The sequence below is a fragment of the Streptomyces sp. NPDC030021 genome (assembly GCF_055574035.1).
On the sequence record NZ_JBVIAH010000027.1, the window covers coordinates 78,116 to 97,194 of the forward strand.

The 19,079-nt window shown below is 72.9% G+C and carries 18 protein-coding genes and 1 pseudogene; 14 read left to right on the forward strand and 5 right to left on the reverse strand.

Annotation, left to right across the window (positions count from 1 at the left end):
- Nucleotides 1-108: 108 nt before the first annotated feature.
- From ACZ4YL_RS36320 to ACZ4YL_RS36355, 8 genes and pseudogenes are all read left to right on the forward strand, one after another.
- On the forward strand, nt 109-1,350 hold the full coding sequence (locus ACZ4YL_RS36320; RefSeq protein ID WP_468122297.1) for an MFS transporter: 1,242 nt from the start codon (nt 109-111) through the stop codon (nt 1,348-1,350).
- Between the two features lie 138 nt (nt 1,351-1,488).
- Nucleotides 1,489-2,184: an alpha/beta fold hydrolase gene (locus ACZ4YL_RS36325; protein ID WP_468122299.1), complete on the forward strand. Its 696-nt coding sequence runs from the start codon at nt 1,489-1,491 to the stop codon at nt 2,182-2,184.
- 109 nt (nt 2,185-2,293) lie between these two features.
- The gene (locus ACZ4YL_RS36330) at nt 2,294-3,700 is read left to right on the forward strand and encodes an amidase (RefSeq protein WP_468122300.1); all 1,407 of its coding nucleotides are present in this window, start codon (nt 2,294-2,296) and stop codon (nt 3,698-3,700) included.
- Nucleotides 3,701-3,779: 79 nt separating this feature from the next.
- Nucleotides 3,780-4,441, forward strand: a pseudogene (locus ACZ4YL_RS36335) (O-methyltransferase).
- Nucleotides 4,442-4,766: 325 nt separating this feature from the next.
- Nucleotides 4,767-5,975, forward strand: a complete 1,209-nt coding sequence (locus ACZ4YL_RS36340) for a M4 family metallopeptidase (protein ID WP_468122302.1) — start codon at nt 4,767-4,769, stop codon at nt 5,973-5,975.
- Between the two features lie 37 nt (nt 5,976-6,012).
- Complete coding sequence (locus ACZ4YL_RS36345) at nt 6,013-6,315, forward strand: protealysin inhibitor emfourin (RefSeq protein ID WP_468122303.1); 303 nt, start codon at nt 6,013-6,015, stop codon at nt 6,313-6,315.
- A gap of 177 nt (nt 6,316-6,492) precedes the next feature.
- Entirely contained in the window at nt 6,493-6,957 is a 465-nt protein-coding gene (locus tag ACZ4YL_RS36350) for a type II toxin-antitoxin system PemK/MazF family toxin (RefSeq protein WP_468122305.1), read from the forward strand.
- 137 nt (nt 6,958-7,094) lie between these two features.
- Entirely contained in the window at nt 7,095-8,666 is a 1,572-nt protein-coding gene (locus ACZ4YL_RS36355) for an immunity 49 family protein (RefSeq protein ID WP_468122306.1), read from the forward strand.
- A 43-nt stretch (nt 8,667-8,709) separates the two neighbouring features.
- Here the strand turns inward: ACZ4YL_RS36355 and ACZ4YL_RS36360 are convergent, their stop codons facing one another.
- Nucleotides 8,710-9,543, reverse strand: coding sequence for a TIGR02452 family protein (locus tag ACZ4YL_RS36360; RefSeq protein ID WP_468122308.1), 834 nt, complete (start codon nt 9,541-9,543; stop codon nt 8,710-8,712).
- 107 nt (nt 9,544-9,650) lie between these two features.
- Here ACZ4YL_RS36360 and egtA point away from each other — a divergent pair, with 107 nt between their 5' ends.
- The 4 genes from egtA to egtD are packed head-to-tail and all read left to right on the forward strand — an operon-like array spanning nt 9,651 to nt 14,018.
- Entirely contained in the window at nt 9,651-10,964 is a 1,314-nt protein-coding gene (egtA, locus tag ACZ4YL_RS36365) for an ergothioneine biosynthesis glutamate--cysteine ligase EgtA (RefSeq protein WP_468122309.1), read from the forward strand.
- Nucleotides 10,961-12,289 (forward strand): ergothioneine biosynthesis protein EgtB, encoded by a 1,329-nt coding sequence (gene egtB / locus ACZ4YL_RS36370; RefSeq protein WP_468122311.1) that lies wholly within the window; start codon nt 10,961-10,963, stop codon nt 12,287-12,289. The genes egtA and egtB overlap by 4 nt, the downstream gene beginning before the upstream one ends.
- Nucleotides 12,289-13,047 carry an ergothioneine biosynthesis protein EgtC gene (gene egtC, locus ACZ4YL_RS36375; RefSeq protein WP_468122313.1) on the forward strand — a complete coding sequence of 253 codons (759 nt, stop codon included), beginning with the start codon at nt 12,289-12,291 and terminating at the stop codon, nt 13,045-13,047. The genes egtB and egtC overlap by 1 nt, the downstream gene beginning before the upstream one ends.
- The gene (egtD, locus tag ACZ4YL_RS36380; RefSeq protein WP_468122314.1) at nt 13,044-14,018 is read left to right on the forward strand and encodes an L-histidine N(alpha)-methyltransferase; all 975 of its coding nucleotides are present in this window, start codon (nt 13,044-13,046) and stop codon (nt 14,016-14,018) included. The genes egtC and egtD overlap by 4 nt, the downstream gene beginning before the upstream one ends.
- Here egtD and ACZ4YL_RS36385 read toward each other — a convergent pair.
- From ACZ4YL_RS36385 to ACZ4YL_RS36395, 3 genes are all read right to left on the reverse strand, one after another.
- Nucleotides 13,901-14,851, reverse strand: a complete 951-nt coding sequence (locus ACZ4YL_RS36385; protein WP_468122316.1) for a lysophospholipid acyltransferase family protein — start codon at nt 14,849-14,851, stop codon at nt 13,901-13,903. The two genes, egtD and ACZ4YL_RS36385, sit on opposite strands and share 118 nt — an antisense overlap.
- The gene (locus ACZ4YL_RS36390) at nt 14,848-15,699 is read right to left on the reverse strand and encodes a GNAT family N-acetyltransferase (RefSeq protein WP_468122318.1); all 852 of its coding nucleotides are present in this window, start codon (nt 15,697-15,699) and stop codon (nt 14,848-14,850) included. The genes ACZ4YL_RS36385 and ACZ4YL_RS36390 overlap by 4 nt, the downstream gene beginning before the upstream one ends.
- A gap of 167 nt (nt 15,700-15,866) precedes the next feature.
- Nucleotides 15,867-17,129, reverse strand: a complete 1,263-nt coding sequence (locus ACZ4YL_RS36395; protein WP_468122320.1) for an extracellular solute-binding protein — start codon at nt 17,127-17,129, stop codon at nt 15,867-15,869.
- Nucleotides 17,130-17,293: 164 nt separating this feature from the next.
- Between ACZ4YL_RS36395 and ACZ4YL_RS36400 the strand changes: the two genes are divergently transcribed.
- Nucleotides 17,294-17,509 (forward strand): dodecin, encoded by a 216-nt coding sequence (locus ACZ4YL_RS36400; RefSeq protein WP_382504924.1) that lies wholly within the window; start codon nt 17,294-17,296, stop codon nt 17,507-17,509.
- A 27-nt stretch (nt 17,510-17,536) separates the two neighbouring features.
- Here ACZ4YL_RS36400 and ACZ4YL_RS36405 read toward each other — a convergent pair whose 3' ends face one another.
- The gene (locus tag ACZ4YL_RS36405; protein WP_468122322.1) at nt 17,537-18,028 is read right to left on the reverse strand and encodes a phosphatase domain-containing protein; all 492 of its coding nucleotides are present in this window, start codon (nt 18,026-18,028) and stop codon (nt 17,537-17,539) included.
- Nucleotides 18,029-18,084: 56 nt separating this feature from the next.
- Between ACZ4YL_RS36405 and ACZ4YL_RS36410 the strand changes: the two genes are divergently transcribed.
- Nucleotides 18,085-19,074 carry an LLM class flavin-dependent oxidoreductase gene (locus ACZ4YL_RS36410; protein WP_468122324.1) on the forward strand — a complete coding sequence of 330 codons (990 nt, stop codon included), beginning with the start codon at nt 18,085-18,087 and terminating at the stop codon, nt 19,072-19,074.
- The last annotated feature ends 5 nt before the right edge of the window (nt 19,075-19,079 follow it).

Genomic DNA, 19,079 nt, shown 5'->3' on the forward strand with positions numbered 1-19,079 from the left:
TCGCACCCCCGCCGTCGCGACAGGGCGGCGCGCGCCCCTCCGCACCCCACCGCACTTCCTTCCTCCCTCATCCGCCCGCATCCGCCCGCATCCGCCCAGGAGGGCACCGTGGCCCTTTCCTCCCCCGACACCGACACCGACACCGGCCCCGGACCGGGCCCCGCACGGCGCGGCCTGCTGCCCCTGCTGCTCGTCGGCAACAGCGCCATGTACGCGCTCTACATCGGCGTGGCCGGCGTCCTGCTCGCGCTCCAGGTCGAGGACATCGATCCGGCGAACAAAGTGGCGAACTTCGGCCTGATCGCGGGGGTCTCGGCGATCTTCGCCACGGTCTTCAACCCCGTCGCCGGTGCCCTGTCCGACCGCAGCGGACGGCGCAATCCCTGGATCCTCGGCGGTGGACTCGCCGCCGTACCCGCGATGTTCCTGCTGGGCCTCGCCGACACGATCCTGCTGATCACGATCGCCTGGTGCCTCGGGCAGGCCGTCATGAACGTCTACCAGGCGGCCATCACCTCCGTGGTCCCCGACCGGGTCCCCGTGGAGGCCCGCGGCAAGGCCTCCGCGGCCGTCGGCCTCGGCCTCCCCTTCGGCTCCACCCTCGGCGCGCTCATCGGCGCGGCCTTCTCCGAGGACTACCGCACCGGATACCTCGTGTTCGGCGCGCTCGTGGCGGGCGCCGCGGTGCTCTTCACCGCCTGCGGCCGCGAGCAGCGGCTCCCGGCCCGCGCCCCGATGCCCGTCAAGGAGCAGCTCGCCGCCTTCACGAGCGCGCTGCGCGACCACGACTTCCGGTGGGCCTTCATCGGGCGGGCGCTGCTCGTCCTCGGCTACTTCGCCGTGAGCGGCTACCAGCTCTACATCCTGCAGGACCACACCGTGCTGCCCGGCGGTATGAAGCCGGAGGCCGCGGTGGCGGTGCTGATGCCCCTGACCAGTGTGGCGATGGTCGTCTCCACGGTCCTCGGCGGATATCTGTCGGACCGGTTCGACCGCCGCAAGCTCTTCGTCGGCGCTTCCGCGCTGCTGTCGGCCGTCGCGCTCGTCCTCCCGGCCGTGTCGACCAGCTGGACCGCGATGCTGTCCTTCGCTGTGGTCAACGGGCTGGCGTTCGGGTGCTACATGGCCGTGGACACCGCCCTGGTGACCATGGTGCTGCCCAAGGCCGAGGACGCCGCCCGCGACATGGGCGTACTCAACATCGCCAACGCCGGCCCGCAGATCATCGCGCCGTTCGTCGCCTCGGTGGTCGTCTCCTTCAGCGGCGGGTACACCGCGCTGTTCGTCGTCGCGGCCGCACTGGCCGTGGCGGGGGCCCTGGCCGTGAAGCCGATCCGCAGTGTGCGCTGACGCGCCGGTGCCCTGACGCGCTGACGCGCTGACCGGCGCGTCGCACCGGGGTCCGTACTCTCCGCACGTTCCACGGTTCCCCACCCCGACCGAAATTCACCGACGAGAACCGACGAGAACCGACAAGAAAGGCACATCGTGCACCTGCACACCCAGACCTGGGGCGAGGGCGACCGCGTCGCCCTCCTGATCCACGGCATCATGGCCGACCACCGCACCTGGCGCCGGGTCGGCCCCGCACTCGCCGACCACGGCTACCGCGTCATCGCCGTGGACCTGCGGGGCCACGGCGCCAGCGGCCGCGGCGAGTACAGCCCAGCGCTCTTCGCGGACGACGTGGTCGAGACGCTCCCGGCCGGTGCCGAACTCGCCATCGGCCACTCCCTCGGCGGCCTGACCCTGTCGCTCGCGGTGGACCGGCTGCGGCCCGCCCGGGCCGTGTTCTCCGACCCCGCGTTCCACCTGGCCGCCACGGCTGAGGGGTTCGGCCCCGAGGTGCTCGCCCAGTTCAAGACGGCGACCAAGGAGCAGATACGGGCGATGAGCCCGCGCTGGGAGGAGGTGGACGTCGACATCGAGCTGGAGACCCTGGCGGTCTGGGACGAGCGGACCGCGCTGAGCCTCGCGCCGCTGGTCGGCGCCGACCTGATGCCGCCCGCACCGGTGGTCCCCTCCCTCGTGCAGCTCGCCGATCCGAGCGTCCTCATCGACGAGGAGCGGACGCGGCTGCTCAAGAGCCGTGGTTTCGAGGTGCGTTCGGTCGCCGGGGCGGGACACACCATCCACCGGGACGACTTCGACGGGTTCATGGCCTCCCTGGAGGGCTGGATCTAGGGGGTGTCTTGTCGGTCAGGCCGGCCTGATCGGCAAGACACCCCCTGGAACTACCCGGCCACTCCCCATTACGGTCTCCCTACCGACCGGTAATGGGGAGTGGTACGCGATGTCCGATTCAACTGTTCCGACGGCCTCCGGCCTGGTCGACATGGTCGGCGCCCTCGCCGAAGGAACCGTGTCGGCGCGGCGGTTGACCGAGGAGGCACTGCGCCGGATCGCCGCGGCCCAGCCGGAGCTCAACGCCTTCCGGACCGTACGCGCCGAGGCCGCGCTCACCGAGGCCGACGCGGCGGACCGGCGGCTGGCCGCGGGCGAGCGGCTGCCGCTGCTGGGCGTACCGCTGGCGGTCAAGGACGACATGGACGTGACCGGGGAGCCGACCGCCTTCGGCTGCGCGGGAGCCTTCGCCCCGAAGACCGCCGACAGCGAGGCGGTACGAAGGCTGCGCGCGGCCGGCGCCGTGATCGTCGGCAAGACCCAGACGCCGGAGTTGGGGCAGTGGCCCTTCACCGAGGGCGAGGCCTTCGGCGAGACCCGCAACCCATGGAACCCGGCCTACACGCCCGGCGGCTCCTCGGGCGGCTCGGCGGCGGCCGTCGCGGCGGGCCTGGTCCCGGCCGCCCTGGGCTCGGACGGGGCCGGCTCGGTCCGGATCCCCGCGGCCTGGACCCATCTGGTGGGTGTGAAACCCCAGCGCGGGCGCATCTCCACCTGGCCGGAGCCGGAGTCCTTCCACGGGCTCACGGTCAACGGCGTACTGGCCCGCACCGTCGCCGACGCGGCGCTCCTGCTGGACGCCGCGAGCGGCCCGCACCCCGAGGACCTGCACCGCCCGGCACGGATCTCCGCGGTCGAGGCGACCCGCCGCACGCCCCGGCGGCTGCGGATCGCCCTCTCCTTCGCGATGGCCTTCACGGCGACGCCCAAGTACCTGGACCCGGAGGTCCGTTCCGCCGTGGAGCGGCTGGCCGCGCGCCTGGAGTCGCTGGGCCACGAGGTGATCCCGGAGGACCCGCGCTACGGCCCGATCGGCCTGACCTTCGTACCCCGCGCGACCAGCGGCGTACGGGACTGGGTGGCGCGGGTGCCCGATCCCGCGCTGCTGGACCCGCGCACGCACGAGGCCGTACGGACGGGCCGCGTCCTGGGCGGGCTCGCCCTGCGGGCCTCCCGCCGGGCGGAGACGGCCCTGCGGCGGCGGGTCGGCGAGGTCTTCGACCGCTTCGACGTGGTGCTGACCCCGACGACGGCCACCCCGCCCCTGCGGATCGGCGCCCTGGCCGGGCTGGGGGCCATGGCCACGGACCGGGCGATGATAGCGGCCTGCCCGTACGCCTGGACGTGGAACGTGCTCGGCTGGCCGGGGGTGAACATCCCGGCGGGCCTCACGGCCGACGGACTGCCGATGGGAGCCCAACTGCTGGGCCCGGCCGACTCGGAGCCGCTGCTGCTGGGGCTGGCCGCGCAGGTGGAGGCGGCGGAGGGCTGGGCGGCGGTGCGGCCGGGCCGGTAGGCGGCGAAACCCCTCCCCTCATGTACGTTCCCATGGGGAACTATCAAACGCCACATCACCGGAAGGGGCGACGCGACCCATGGTTCAGCAGACGTGGACGGCCGTTGACAACTACTTCGGCGGACTTCTGGTCGAGGAGGACGAGGCCCTGCTCGCCGCGGCCGCCGCCACCAGACCGCCGGCCTGCCCGCCCACCAGGTGGCCCCCAACCAGGGCAAGCTGCTGAACCTCCTCGCCCGCGTCCGCGGCGCCCGCCGCATCCTGGAGATCGGCACCCTGGGCGGCTACAGCACCATCTGGCTGGCCCGCGCGCTCCCGGCCGGCGGTCAGCTGGTCACGCTGGAGGTCGACGAGCGGTGCGCCGACGTCGCGGCCGTCAACATCGCCCGGGCCGGACTGGACCACGTCGTCGAGATCCGGCGCGGCCGCGCCGTCGACCTGCTGCCGGCGCTCACCGGCGAAGATCCGTTCGACCTGGTCTTCATCGACGCCGACAAGCCGTCCAACCCCGAGTACCTGGAGTGGGCCCTCAAGCTCACCCGGCCCGGCAGCGTCATCATCGGCGACAACGTCGTCCGCGACGGCGCCGTCGTCGACGCGGACAGCTCCGACCCCCGCGTGCAGGGCGTCCGCCGGTTCACCGAACTCATCGCCGAGCACCCGCAATTGTCCGCCACCGCCCTGCAGACCATCGGCAGCAAGGGCTACGACGGGCTCATCCTGGCCCTGGTCACCGACTGACCCACGGCGCGGGCGCGGGCTGTTTCTGTGCGAGCGGGGGAACACCGGGCTGTCCGGCGTCCCCTGCTCGCGTTGCGTTTGCCAGCGGCTACGGGCGGCCGGAGACTGGTGATATCAGCGTGGCCCCGCCTCTGCAAACGGGGTTGGCCGGCGCCAACGCTTTCCCCGCTGCGCTGCCACACCGAGTGGGCACCTGCCGCTTTTCCTCTGCGAGACCTTATCGGAGGTCCCGCGGCAACACTGTGTCCGGCCACGTTGAACGTCGCGCATCTTCCTCGTGTTGATGAATGCCGAACCATCGGCTCTCTCACTCAGGAGGTACCCCATGAGGAGAACACGCCCGATCAACTGCATCATTCCCCCGTACATCCTCGACAAGCTCGTGGAGAGCAAGGACAAGGAAGTACGCCAAGCCGCCCTGAACACCCTGTTGACGACCGCTCGCCTGCGGGGTGAGCGAACCGTCCGGACGTCCTTCGCCGGCGCGGCCGCCCCCGGCAACGCCCGACGCACCGTCTTCGACTGCGAGCACTCGGAATTTCTCCAGACCGCCACCCTGGCTCGGACGGAGGACGGCCCGGAGTCCGCGGACGAATCCGTCAACCAGGCCTTCGAGGCACTCGGACTGACACGTGATTTCTACAAGGAGGTGTTCCAGCGCGATTCCATCGACGGCCGGGGAATGCGCATGGACGGATTCGTCCACTTCGGCGAGAAGGTCGGCAACGCCTTCTGGGACGGACGGCGGATGCTCTTCGGCGACGGGGACGGAGTGGAATTCGGCGACCTCACCGGATCCCTCGAAGTGATCGCCCACGAGTTGACGCACGGAGTCACCGATCACACCTCGGCATTCGAGTACCACAAGCAGTCAGGGGCCCTGAACGAGTCGATGTCGGACGTCTTCGGGTCGCTGGTCAAGCAGTGGAAGCGGAAGGATACGGCCGAGGAGGCCGACTGGCTGATCGGGGCTGACGTCTGGACCCCGGGAATCGAAGGCGACGCCCTGCGATCGATGAAGGCCCCGGGCACGGCATACGACCACCCGCTGGTCGGAAAGGACCCCCAGCCCGACCGCATGAGCAGATTCGTCCACAAGCCCGACACCCGAGCAGGGGACAACGGCGCGGTGCACTACAACTCCGGCATTCCGAACAAGGCCTTCTTCCTGACGGCCACGGGCATCGGCGGATTCGCCTGGGAGGCTGCCGGGACCCTCTGGTACGAGTCGCTCAAGGCGTCCACCGCCCAGGACCAGTTCCAGGACTTCGCGGACACCACCTACCTGAAGGCCGGGGAACTGTTCGGCGTCGGCAGCCCCGAACAGTCGGCCGTGCTGGCGGCGTGGCAGGAGGTCGAGATCCAGGTCAGAGGCGTCCCCATCGGGCTCGCCCGGGCACGGAGCTATCCGGTCGACGGGCGCGGCCTGGGCCGGGAGGACGGCCTGACAGCCCTGACCAGGCAGATCACGGCCTTGAACGACAAGGTGACGGTGCTCGCCAGGGAATTGGCCGCACTGAAGGCCACCGGGTGACCGGCGGAAATCGCCGCCGATCCAGAGGTTGCGCGCAGTGAAGGTGACCCTGGAGACATACGGCGGGCTGGCGGCGGCTGCCGAGTTCCGCCGCCGGCCCCAGGTACTGGACACGGTCGACCTGCCCGAGAGCCCCGCAACCGAGCTGGCCCGGCTGGTGGCGGCCGCCGCAGCGATGCCCGCGGCGGCCGACACCGGCCGCGCCAGGGATGCGAGGAGCTACACGATCACGGTGGAGGACGGCGGCCGCTCGACGCTCCTCGAGCAGTCGGACGCCGCCATGACCCCCGCCTTCGCGGCCTTGCTCACGTGGCTCCGGAGACACTTCGCGGGGCAGTGACGTGCGATGGGTCAGGTTGCCCCACCCTCTGGACACCGGGGGGGACGGAATCCTGAGGAAAGCCCGGGAAGAACCGGCCGGCACGCGCGGGAGCCGCGGACGGGACCCGGCGAGCGAGCTCTGACCCGCCGGGCCAAGCGGTGCAACCGGACCTCATGGCCTAGTAATCTCCGCGAAATGACGGCACTTTCGCACCACAGCAACGGCCACGTCGAGCAGCCCGGCCGCGACGGCGTCACCGCGACCACGGAGGCCGATCCGCACGCCATCGGCCCCGTGCGGACCGAGTACGCCCCGGACCCCGACGGCGATCCCGACCCCGGCGAGATCGTCTGGACCTGGGTCCCCTTCGAGGAGAACGACGGGCGCGGCAAGGACCGTCCCGTGCTGGTCGTGGCCCGGGAGGCGGGCGGGCGGACCCTGCTCGCCGTACAGCTGTCGAGCAAGCGGCACGACCACGACCGGGAGTGGGTGCCGATCGGGACGGGTCCGTGGGACAGCGCCGGGCGCGAGTCCTGGGTGGACGTGGACCGGGTGCTGCGGGTGCACGAGTCGGGGATGCGCCGCGAGGCTTGCGCGCTGGGCCGCGGCCGCTTCGACCTGGTCGTGGACCGGCTGCGCGGGCGCTACGGCTGGCAGTGACGCACGCGGGCCGGGCGGTGGTCGCGGCCGTGCCCGCGGCCACCGCCCGGGACCCCCGGCCTCCCGTGTCCCTGGCCCGGACGGTCCTGGTGATCTCCTAGGGTGAGCCCCGTAGGCGGACACAGGGAGTAGCGGGCATGCGAATAGAACGACACAGGGTGAGCGAGGCCGCCCTGGCAGCGGTACGCGAGGACTTCGCGAACAAGATGATCTCGGACGTGTACTCCAGGTCCCGGGCCGGTCTGATCGACGCCTACGACTGGTGGGACATCACGCTGCGGTTCCTCGACGGCCTCGGCGCGTACTCGGCGGTGACCCCCGACCTCGACACCCCGGAGGCGAAGGCGATCCTGGGCGACGCGGCCGAAACGGCCGCCGCCACCGTGTCGTTCGCCGCCTACCCGAACGCGTCCTTCCACGTCTTCCTCAACTACGTCGACTTCGGCCGCGACTACGACTCCGGGGCGGGGGGCAGCGCCCAGCCGGTCAGCGCCGCGCGCTGGATCGACGCGTTCTGTGTGGCGGTCCTCGCCGACAAGGCCGAACGGCACGGCGAGGCCTTCCACTTCGCCCGTACGGCACCGCAGCGGGCCGGCGGGCCCGGGCTCCCGCCGGTGGAGCTGATCAACGGCCTGCTGGCGTACGTCAGCGGGGACATCGGGGTCGAGTACCAGAAGTTCCCGCCCTCCCCGCAGGAGAAGCTCGCCGCGCTGGACGCCGCGCTCGCCCGGATCGCCGACCGGCAGGCCAGGGCCGGAGCCGGGGCCGACAGGACCGGGGCGGCCGACCCCGCGACCGGCGCGCTGCGCGCCCTGCGCGCGCTGGCCGCCCGGGACCGGGAGGCCTTCGCCGCCGAGCTCGCGGCGCTGCTGCTCCCGTACTCCCGCCTGGAGGACCCCCGGGCCGAGCCGCGCAGCCTGCTGCCCCTGCTGCCGCTGGCGCTGGCCGCGCTCGGCTACCGCCGCGAGGGCTGGCAGCCGCCCGTCGAGTCCGGGTACCTGCCCCGGGCACTGGTCACCGGCTTCGAGGCCCCGCCGCCGCGGGTGGGGCCGTACGGGCGCGAGCGGCGAGCGGACGCCGTCGCGGCGCTGGCCGCGGGCCCCCTGGTCGTCGAGCGCCCGGAGATGCCGGAGCCTGCGGGGCACGCCGACCACCTCGTGCGCAAGCTGTACGAGGCCACCCGCGCGGGTGGCGCGTCCGCGGACTCCGCCCGCCCGCACCGCCCTCTCCGTCCCGGGAACTGGCACGAGTCCCTGAAGCGCGCCCTGATCACCGGCAGCCGTGCGGAACTCGCCCCGCTGGTCCTCAGCGGCCCCGCCGCCCTGGAGGAGGACCGTTCCGCGTACGCCTCGTACCGGCAGGCCCTGCACGACTACCTGCGGGGCGAGGACCCGGAGCCCGCCACCGACCGGGCCGTCGCCGACGTCGGGCAGACCCGGGAGTGGGGCTTCCTCCCGGCGCCGGCCGTGCTCTTCTCCCAGCTGGTGGAAGGCGACGAGGAGAGCTTCAACCTGGCCCTGGCCGACGCCCTGGAGGCCCACCGGGACTACCACTCGGTGGGCGACCGGCTCCTCGGCTCCGGGGCCGACGCCGCGGTCGGCTTCGACGTCCTGGCCCTGGCCTGCCACGCCCGCCGCCGGGGCTGGCGGATCCGCGTCTCGTCGCCCTATCTGCCGGAGATCCTGCTGGGGGCGGCGAACCCGTTCTGAGCGCCGTGGGCCCACGGGCCCACGGCCCCGCCGCCCCCGTATCTCAGGCCGGGAAGACGCGGTCGAAGGCCTCACGGGTGGTGGGGTCGCGGTCGAGGATGCCGAACACGACGTGCTCGAAGACCCCGGCGAACCGGTCCGCGAGCAGCCCCCGGAAGGCCTCGGCCACCTGGGCTGGGTCGTTCTGGAACACGCCGCAGCCCCAGGCCCCGAGCACCAGCCGCCGGTACCCGTGCAGCGCCGCCACCTCCAGTACGAGCCCGGCGCGCCGTGCCAGCGCCGCCGGGATCTCGGCGGTCCGCTCCGGCTCCTGCCGGCGGATCGTGCCCGCGTTGGGCGCCGGTGAGGTGAGGAAGCCGACCCGGAAGGGGGTCTCCAGCAGATCGCCCCGGTCGTCGCGGAAGACCGGGACCCCGGGCGAGTGAATCACCCGGTCGGTGTAGAAGGTGCTCCGCTCCGCGCGGTGGACCTCGTAGTACTCCGGGGCTTCCAGCAGGGTCTGGTAGAGGGCGGATGCGCGGCACAGCGCCTCCTCCTGGGCCTTGGCCCCGCGGACGTAACCACCCCCGGGGTTACGGGCCGAGGCGAAGTTCAGGACCGCGACAGGAGACGGACCCGGGCCGGCCGGGGCCGCGGTCGCGAGCCTTCGGGCGGCGACCGTGCTGCTCTCCCCGGTGACCTCGACGACGGTCGGGCTGCCGCCGGAAGCGATCACTTCATCTGGAATGACCCGGTTTGGTCCATATATCCTGGTTCCGGCCTTGGCTTCCGCCAGGGCGGCGGCCAGCGGAACCTGCCGTCCCGACCGCGTCCGGTACCCCCCGGCCGCCAGGATCTCCGCGTTCTCCCGCGCGATCTCGCGCAATCTGCTGCTCACGCCGCCATCCTCCGCACTGCGATTCCCGGCGGCAAAGGGTTTTGCGTCCCGAGGAGGGGTAGGCACGGGTGATGTCACGACCGACGACAGGAGACGAGGACCCGGTCATGTCCCAGGACTCATCCGCTCCCCCACCCGCGCCCGGCCCGACCCCCGTGCCCTCGATCAGCGAGACGCAGGCCGAGGACCTGATCCACGGCATCTGTTTCAAAACCGGCCCGCCCCGCCTGCTCGGCGCCGAGCTCGAATGGCTGGTCCTTGACGCCGAGCGTCCGGAGCAGCCCCTGCCCCCCGAGCGGCTACGGGCCGCGCACACCGCGGCCCGCGCCCTGCCCCTGCACTCCCGGGTGACCGTCGAACCGGGCGGCCAGCTCGAACTCAGCTCGGCCCCCGCCACCTCCCTCAGCGGCTGTGTGGACGACCTGCAGGCCGACCTCACCGCCGTACGCGCCGCCCTGCTGGCCCAGGGCCTGGTCCTGCGCGGTGTCGGCCGCGATCCCCGCCGCCCGTACCGCCGGCTGCTGAACAGCCCGCGCTACGACGCCATGGAGGCCTATTTCGACCGCACCGGCCCGGCCGGGCGCGCCATGATGTGCGCCTCCGCCTCCGTGCAGGTCTGCGTGGACGCCGGGTACGAGGAGCCGGGCGTGCTCGGCCACGGCCGGCGCTGGCGGCTGGCGCACCTGCTGGGTGCGGTCCTGGTGGCCGCCTTCGCCAACTCCCCCGCGGACGAGGGCCCGTACGCCGGCTGGCGCTGTGCCCGCCAGGGGATCTGGAGCGACCTGGACACCCGGCGCGCGCTCGCCCCGCCGCTGGACGCGGAACCTCGCACCGCGTGGACCCGGCAGGCCCTGGACACCGAGGTGATGTGTGTCCGGTCGTACGAGGACGACGGCCCGTGGGAGAGCCCGCCCGGCACGACCTTCCGTGGCTGGCTGCGCACGGGCGGGCACCCCGCGCTGCGGCCGCCCACCGTCGAGGACCTGGACTACCACATGACCACGCTCTTCCCGCCGGTCCGGCCGCGCGGCCACCTGGAACTGCGGATGATCGACGCGCAGTCCGGCGACGACGGCTGGCTGGTCCCGGTGGCCGTCGTGCACGCCCTGTTCGACGATCCGGAGGCCGCCGAGACCGCGTACCGGGTGGCCAAGGGGCTCGCCGACTCCTACGGCACGCACCCCGCGCCCCGCAATCCGCTCTGGCGGTCGGCGGCCCGGCACGCACTGGCCGATCCGGAGCTGCGGGCGTCCGCCAAGGCCTGTTTCCGGGCCGCCGCCGAGGCCCTGCCCCGGCTCGGCGCCAGCACGCACGTCCGGGACACGGTCGGCGCCTTCACCGAACGCTACGTACTGCGCGGCCGATGTCCGGCCGACGACTGGTCCGCACAGGTGCTCACCGGAAAAGAGGCCCGCCGATGACCACCGGATCTCCCTCCGCCTCCACCTCCGGCTCCGACGCCCGCCTGCGGGATCGGGCGGCCGCCGCCCTGACCGCGGCACGCATACGCACCGCCGGCCTCACCGACGCCGTGACCGACGAGGACCTCGCCGCCCAGCATTCCCCGCTCATGTCGCCGCTGGTCTGGGACCTGGCGCACATCGGGAACCAGGAAGAGCTCTGGCTGCTGCAGCGCGTCGCCGGACGCGAGTCGATGCGCCCCGAGATCGAGCCCCTCTACGACGCCTTCCAGCACCCCCGCGCCGAGCGGCCCAAGCTGCCGCTGCTCGGACCCGCGGAGGCCCGCCGGTACGCGGCCGAGGTGCGCGGCCGGGTCTTCGACCTGCTGGAGCGGACGCCGCTGGAGGGCAGCACGCTCCTCGACGACGGTTTCGCCTTCGGGATGATCGCCCAGCACGAGCAGCAGCACGACGAGACCATGCTGATCACCCATCAGCTCCGGCGGGGCGCGCCCGTGCTGACCGCCCCGGAGCCGGACGGCTCCTACGATCCACCGCCCGCCGCGGAAGTCCTCGTCCCCGGGGGCCCGTTCACGATGGGCACCTCCGCCGAGCCGTGGTCGCTGGACAACGAACGCCCGGCGCACGTCCGGGACACCGCGCCCTTCTGGATCGACACGGTCCCCGTGACCAATGCCGCGTACCTGGCGTTCATCGCCGACGGCGGCTACCGCGATCCGCGCTGGTGGGCGGCGCCGGGCTGGGAGCAGATCCGCGAGCACTCGATAGAGGCCCCGCTGTTCTGGCACCGGGAGGCCGGCCAGTGGCTGCGCCGCCGCTTCGGGGTGATCGAGCCGGTGCCGGACGAAGAACCGGTTCTGCACGTCAGCTGGTACGAGGCGGACGCCTACGCCCGCTGGGCGGGGCGGCGGCTGCCCACGGAGACGGAGTGGGAGAAGGCCGCCCGGCACGACCCGGCGACCGGCCGCTCGACCCGCTACCCGTGGGGCGACGGCGACCCGACCCCCGCACACGCCAACCTCGGGCAGCGGCACCTGCGCCCGGCGCGCGCGGGCAGTTACCCGGCCGGGGCCTCCCCGCTCGGGGTGCGCCAGCTGATCGGCGACGTGTGGGAGTGGACCGCCTCCGATTTCCTGCCGTATCCGGGCTTCCGGGCCTTCCCGTACCGGGAGTACTCGGAGGTGTTCTTCGGCTCGGAGCACAAGGTGCTGCGCGGCGGCTCCTTCGCCGTGGACCCGGTGGCCTGCCGGGGCACCTTCCGCAACTGGGACCTTCCGGTGCGGCGGCAGATCTTCTCCGGCTTCCGGACCGCGAGGGACGTCTGATGTGCCGTCATCTTGCATACCTGGGACCGGTAGTGGCGCTCGGGGAGCTGCTGAGCGAGCCGGAGCACTCGCTGGTGCGCCAGTCCTGGGAGCCGCGCCGCCAAGTGTCCGGGACCGTCAACGCCGACGGCTTCGGCATCGGCTGGTACGCCGAAGGGGACCCGGTGCCCGCCCGCTACCGGCGGTCCGGGCCGATCTGGGGCGACCTGACCTTCGCCGATCTCGCCCGGGTGGTCCGCAGCGGAGCCGCGCTGGCCGCCGTACGGGATGCCACGGACCCCGGGGCCGACGGGGAGGCGGCCGCCGCGCCGTTCGCGGACGGGCCGTGGCTGTTCAGCCACAACGGCTCGGTGCGCGACTGGCCCGGGTCCGCCGCCCCGCTCGCGGCCGGGCTGCCGCCCGCGGAACTGCTCCGGCTGGCCGCGCGCACGGACTCGGCGCTGATCTGGGCGCTGGTCCTGCACCGGCTGCGGGCCGGGGACGACCTGGGTACGGCGCTCGCCGAGCCGGTCCGGGAGCTGGCTTCGGCAGCCCCCGGCTCCCGGCTGAACCTGCTGCTCACGGACGGCGTCACGATCGCCGCGACGGCCTGGGGCGATTCGCTCTGGTACCTGGCCGACGCGGAGCGGCGGCGCACCGTGGTGGCCTCCGAGCCGTACGACGACGACACCCGGTGGCGCGAAGTGCCCGACCGGACCCTGCTGACCGCCACCCGCACCAGGGTCGAACTGACCCCGCTCAAGGAGAACTCCCTGTGAACGACTTTCAGTTGACCCGGACACTCGACGAGCACGCCGCGGAGAAGGCGCTGCGTACGGATGTGCTGCACGGGCTGACGCACGCACCGAAGGTGCTGCCGCCCAAGTGGTTCTACGACGCGCGGGGCAGTGAGCTCTTCGAGGAGATCACCCGGTTGTCCGAGTACTACCCGACGCGCGCGGAGCGGGAGATCCTGCTGGAGCGGGCGCGGGAGATCGCCACCGAGAGCGGCGCCCGCACCCTGGTGGAGCTGGGCTCCGGGTCCTCGGAGAAGACCCGGCACCTCATCGAGGCGATGCCCGCGCTGGACACGTACGTGCCGGTGGACGTGAGTGAGAGCGCACTGCGGGGGGCGGCCGAGACACTGCTGGCGGAGCATCCGGGGCTGCGGGTGCACGCCCTGCTGGCCGACTTCACGCGTGCGCTGCAGTTGCCGGACTCCCCCGGGCCCCGGCTGGTGGTTTTCCTGGGCGGCACGATCGGGAATCTGCTGCCGCCGGAGCGGGCGGTGTTCCTGGCGTCCGTACGGGCGATGCTGTCGCCCGGGGACGCGCTGCTGATGGGGACGGACCTGGTGAAGGACGAGGCCGTGCTGGTGGCGGCGTACGACGACGCACGGGGGGTGACCGCCGAGTTCAACAAGAACGTGCTGGCGGTCATCAACCGGGAACTGGGGGCGGACTTCCACACGGCCGACTTCGCTCACCTGGCGGTGTGGAACAAGGAGCAGGAGTGGATCGAGATGCGGCTGCGGGCCCGGTCGGAACTGGTGGTGAAGATCCGGGCGCTGGATCTGGTGGTGCCGTTCGCGGCGGGTGAGGAGATCCTGACGGAGGTCTCCGCGAAGTTCCGTCAGGAGGGCGTGCGCAAGGAGCTGGCGGCGGCCGGGCTGGAGCTGACCCAGTGGTGGACGGACGCGGCGGGCCGGTTCGCGCTGTCCCTGTCGGTCGCCGACGGCGCGGCCGGCTGAGCCGGAATGCCCGGTAGCGGGTTCGGGTCGGCGGGGCCCGTCCAGGCGCCTGCGACGGCCCGCTGAGCCGCTGCCGCGAGGTCCCGCCGGTGCGTATACCGGCCCGGCGGGATCCGCGGCAGCAGCCTGACCTCGGCCCGCACCCCGCGGGCCCGGGCGATCCGCCACAGCGAGGCGGTCAGCGGGTCGTCCCCGACGAAGGCGGGCGCCCCGGCCGGGTTCCCGTCGCACCGCAGGTAGGTGAGCCGCAGGGGCTGTACGGGGACCCGCGCGTCCAGGGCCGCCTGGAAGGAGGCCCGGCGGAAGGTGCCCTGGGCCCGCCCGCACCACGTGGAACCCTCGGGGAAGACGGTGACCCGGTCGCCGGCCAGCAGTGCGCCGGTCATGGCCTCGACGGTGGCGGGCAGGGCGCGGATCCGGTCGCGCTCGATGAACAGGGTGCCGGCCCGTCCCGCGAGGCGCCCGAGGACCGGCCAGGACCGGATGTCGCTCTTGGCCAGCATCCGGCAGGGCAGGGCGGCGGCGACCAGCGGGATGTCCAGCCAGGAGATGTGGTTGGCGACCAGGAGCCGGCCGCCGCCGGGGCCCGGGCTGCCGTGCACGGTGATCCGTATGCCGAAGGCCCGTACGAGCGCGGTGGACCAGGCCCGTACCACCCGGTGCCGGGGGCCGGCCGGCAGCAGCCGGACCGGCGGGGCGCCCAGGATCCCCAGCAGGATCAGGGCGACGGCCGCGGCGAGTCTGAGCACCGCGTGCGGGACGCTCGCGGTGTCCCCCTCGTGGCCGGCGCAGGCCTCGGGGGTGCAGGGCGAGGTGGGCAGCCAGACGCTCATGCGCCCGGGACGAGCGAGCGGAAGTGCTTGAGGTAGCGCGGGTTGGTCCGGCGCAGGGAGAGCAGCACGTACAGGTCGGCGCAGCCGAACCCGGCGTCGAGGGCGGGCTCGCCGCACACCCAGGCGCCGAGGCGGAGGTAGCCGCGCAGCAGCGGGGGCAGCTCCATGCGGTCGGGGAAGGTGATGCCCTCGGGGCTCCAGGGGAGGTGGGGGGTGACCCTGTACTCCTCGGGGGCGAGGCTGCGGGTGAGGGCGGTCTCCCGGGTGGCCGCGGCCAGGACCCCGCCGTCGGCGAGCGGTATCGAGCAGCAGCCGGCCAGCCAGTTGTGCCCGGAGCGGTCCATGTAGTGGGCGAGGCCGGCCCAGATGAGGGCGATGACGGCGCCGTTGCGGTGGTCGGGGTGGACGCAGGAGCGGCCGACCTCGACGAGGTCGGGGCGGATGGGGGCGAGGGCCGAGAGGTCGAATTCCCCCTCGGAGTAGAGGCGGCCGGCGACGGCGGCGCGCTCCGGGGGCAGCAGCCGGTAGGTGCCGACGACCTGCTCGGTCTCCTCGTCGATGACGAGGAGGTGGTCGCAGTACGCGTCGAAGGCGTCGGCGTCGAGGCCGGGCTCGGGCCCGTCCAGGCGGGCGCCGAGCTCGCCGGCGAAGACCTGGTGGCGCAGCCGCTGGGCGGCGCGCACCTCGTCCTCGTCGCGGGCGAGGCGGACGGCGTAGCGCGGTCCTTCGGCGGGCGCGCCGGGCGCCGCCGCCTGGGCCCTGACGGGGGCGAGGCGGTTGGCGGGCGCGGGTGTGGGGGCCGGCGCCGAGGCGGGGAGGGGGGACGGGGACAGGGGTGCGATCGTCATGGCGGCTCCTGATCCGGGCACGGAGGGCCAGGCCCGCAGGTGCGTGGCCTGGCTCCTTTACTTCTTCCGTGACCGGCTGGATTCGACATGACCGCTCAGCGGCCCTTGGATGTGCGGACGCTGAACTCGGCGGTACCCCCGTCCCGGCGGTGGCCGGGGGCACCGGCTCAGCGGTCGGAGCTGAGGACCTTGCCGATCTCCTCGGAGGCGGCCCGGGCGGCCTGCTTGGGGTCCCGGCCGGTGAGCACGGCCGTCATGAAGGGCTTGATCGGGTTCTTCGCCTCGACCTCGGCCCAGCGGGCGGAGGTGGGGGTGGCGCGGCCCTGGGCGGCGCCGGGGGCCATGGCGGCCGCGCCGTCGTTGCCGTCGACGACGTGCGCGAGGGTGGTCTTGTTCGGTACGTAGCTCATGGTGCGGGCGAGTTCGGTCTGCCACTTCTCGCTGACGAGGGCCGTGATCACGTCCACGGCACTCTTCCGCTGCCCGGTCCGCGCCGGGATGATCAGGTCGGAGCCGCCGGTGAAGACGGCTCCCGGCTTGTCGGAGGTCTTGCCGGGGATCGGGAAGAAGCCGAGCTTGCCCTTCAGGGCGGGGTTGGCCGCCTCGATCTCGGCGGCCTGGCCGGGCGGGGCGATGATCTGGGCGACCTGGCCACGGGCGAAGACCTGCGACTGCGGGGGCGTCTCCTCGTCGGCGCCCTTGGGGCCGTCGCCGAGGGCCTGGAGCTGCTTGTAGAAGTCCATGCCGGCCAGGGCCTTGTCGTCGTCGAGCGCGCCGACCCACTTGCCGTTGGTCTCGACGGCGAGTTCGCCGCCCTCGTCCCAGATGAAGCCGGCGAGGGCGTACCAGTTCTGGCCCGCGAGGTAAATGCCCTGCTGGTCGCCCTTGTCGAGCTTCTGGGTGGCCTGGATCCACTCCTGGCGGTTCTTGGGCGGGGTCTTGATGCCGGCGCTCGCGAAGAGGTCCTTGTGGTAGATGACCACCCGGTTGGCGGCGTACCAGGGGATTCCGTACTGGGCGCCGTTGATGGTTCCCGGGTCGGCGAGGCCCTTGAGCCAGTCCTTGCTGCCCCATGCGCGCAGGCCTTCGAGGGTGAGCTCTTCGAGGCCGCCGGTCTCGATGTACTTGGCGACCTGGGTGTTGCCGACCTCGATGACGTCGGCGCTCTCCTTGCTCGTGCCGGCGAGGACGGCGTTGACCTTGTCGCCGATGCCCGTCCACTCCTGGATCCTGACGTCCAGGTCGATGCCGGGGTGTTCCGTCTCGAACTCCGAGGTGAACCTGCCGATGAAGTCCTCCGAGGCGCTGCCCTTCATCAGCCAGAGCGTGACCTTGTGCGACCCTCCGGCCGGGTCGGCCGACCCGCTGCAGCCCGTGAGGGCGGTAGCGGCCGCGAGGGCGGTGCAGACGGCGAGCAAGCGCATCTTCAAGAGGGTCACCTTCTGGGCTCGGTCTCAGATGGCTCGAAATTGGCATAGACCAATAGGCCGGTCAAGGGCCTTTCGCTCGGGACTGTTCGCCCAAAGTTCGCGAACCCTGACTTACTGGGGCACCGTAGAACCAGGCAAAAGCCACCCACTGTCGGGAGACCTCCATGTCCAATCACACGTACCGGGTGACCGAGATCGTCGGCACCTCCCACGAGGGCATCGATCAGGCCATCCACAACGGGATCGCCCGGGCGGGCCAGACCGTGCGGAACCTGGACTGGTTCGAGGTGGTTCAGGTACGCGGCCACATCGAGAACGGGGAGATCGCCCACTACCAGGTGGGGCTCAAGGTCGGCTTCCGCCTCGAGGGCGAGGACTGAGCCCCGGGCCCCGTCACCTCCGCCGGATCAGGTCCGTCCGTCGACCTCCTGGGCGGTCTCCAGCTCCGGCGCGTCCGCGGCCCAGTCGGCCAGGACCACCCGGAAACCGGCGGCGCGCGCAGCCTGGCAGACGAGCTCGTCGTCGTCGACGAGCATCCGCACCTCCCGGCCCCGGGAGATCCGCCGCAGCACCTCGATCTTCGTCGTGCGGGCCGGCCGCCGGTCCTGGTTGCCGCGCATGAACAGCCGCCCCTCGGGCAGACCGTGCCGGGCGAGCCAGTCGAGCGTGTCCGCGCGGCACCGCTCGGGGCGCCCGGTCAGGTACACCACCTCGCAGTCGGCCGCGCTCTCCACGGCCAGCGCGACCCCGCGCCCGAGCGGCGGATCGGCCGGGGCCGCGGCGAAGAAGCCCGTCCAGTCCCGGGGCCGGCGCTCCAGGAAGTGCTGGCGATGACCGGTGTCCGCCAGGGTGTTGTCGATGTCGAAGACGGCCAGCGGCCGGGGCGTGTGCTCACTCATCCCGCCAGCCTAAGAGAGCCGGGGAATCCCCCGGGCCGCTGGACGTTGAGTCCTGTGTGATCCGAAAACTCTCGATACTCGACCGGTCGCGCACCCGCGAGGGCCACCCGGCCCCACAGGCCCTGCGCGACACCGTGGAGCTGGCCCGGACGGCGGAGGAGCTCGGCTACCACCGCTTCTGGGTCTCGGAGCACCACAGCGTGCCCGGTGTCGCGGGCTCGGCGCCGACGGTGCTGGCCGCCGCCGTCGCCGGAGCGACGCACCGGATCCGGGTCGGCACGGGCGGGGTCATGCTGCCCAACCACCAGCCGCTGGTGGTGGCGGAGCAGTTCGGGGTCCTGGAGTCGCTGTTCCCCGGCCGGATCGACATGGGCCTCGGGCGTTCGGTCGGCTTCACGGGCGGCATCCGGCGGGCGCTGGGCCGCGACACCGGGGACGCCGACCGCTTCGAGGAACAGCTGACCGAACTGCTGGGCTGGCTCGACGGCACCCAGCGGGCCCACCCCGAGGTGCACGCCCGCCCCGCCGAAGGGCTGCGGATCCCGGCCTACGTCCTGGCCACGGGTGAGGGCGCCGGTATCGCCGCCCGGGCCGGGCTGCCGCTGGTGGTGGGCGACCTGCGGGCCCGCGGCCGGGTGAGCGAGATCGTCGAGGTGTACCGCAAGGAGTTCCGGCCCTCCGCCCGGGGCGCGGAACCGTACGTCGTGGTCTCGGGCACGGTGGCGGTCGCGGCCACCGAGGAGGAGGCCCGCCGCATCCTGGTCCCGGAGGCCTGGGCCCTCGCACACTCACGCACCCGGGGCAGCTTCCCGCCGCTGCGCCCGGCGGAGGAGATCGAGGCGCTGGAGATGACCCCGAAGGAGCGCGAGCTCTACGAGGGCGCTCTCGCCGGGCACGTCCACGGCACGGAGGACCGGGTGGCGGCGGAACTGTCGCAGGTCGCGGAACGGACCGGCGCGGACGAACTGCTGGTCACCACCTCCACGTACGACCGCACGGCGCTGCTGGACTCCTGCGCACGCCTGGCCCGGATCGCGGGCCTCTGAAGGCG

What these genes read in the sequence shown, in the direction of transcription:
- ACZ4YL_RS36330 (WP_468122300.1), top strand. Translation starts at nt 2,294, where the DNA reads ATGTCCGATTCAACTGTTCCGACGGCCTCCGGCCTGGTCGACATGGTC.
- ACZ4YL_RS36340 (WP_468122302.1), top strand. Translation starts at nt 4,767, where the DNA reads ATGAGGAGAACACGCCCGATCAACTGCATCATTCCCCCGTACATCCTC.
- ACZ4YL_RS36350 (WP_468122305.1), top strand. Translation starts at nt 6,493, where the DNA reads ATGACGGCACTTTCGCACCACAGCAACGGCCACGTCGAGCAGCCCGGC.
- ACZ4YL_RS36355 (WP_468122306.1), top strand. Translation starts at nt 7,095, where the DNA reads ATGCGAATAGAACGACACAGGGTGAGCGAGGCCGCCCTGGCAGCGGTA.
- egtA (WP_468122309.1), top strand. Translation starts at nt 9,651, where the DNA reads ATGTCCCAGGACTCATCCGCTCCCCCACCCGCGCCCGGCCCGACCCCC.
- egtB (WP_468122311.1), top strand. Translation starts at nt 10,961, where the DNA reads ATGACCACCGGATCTCCCTCCGCCTCCACCTCCGGCTCCGACGCCCGC.
- egtC (WP_468122313.1), top strand. Translation starts at nt 12,289, where the DNA reads ATGTGCCGTCATCTTGCATACCTGGGACCGGTAGTGGCGCTCGGGGAG.
- ACZ4YL_RS36385 (WP_468122316.1), bottom strand. Translation starts at nt 14,851, where the DNA reads ATGAGCGTCTGGCTGCCCACCTCGCCCTGCACCCCCGAGGCCTGCGCC.
- ACZ4YL_RS36390 (WP_468122318.1), bottom strand. Translation starts at nt 15,699, where the DNA reads ATGACGATCGCACCCCTGTCCCCGTCCCCCCTCCCCGCCTCGGCGCCG.
- ACZ4YL_RS36400 (WP_382504924.1), top strand. Translation starts at nt 17,294, where the DNA reads ATGTCCAATCACACGTACCGGGTGACCGAGATCGTCGGCACCTCCCAC.
- ACZ4YL_RS36405 (WP_468122322.1), bottom strand. Translation starts at nt 18,028, where the DNA reads ATGAGTGAGCACACGCCCCGGCCGCTGGCCGTCTTCGACATCGACAAC.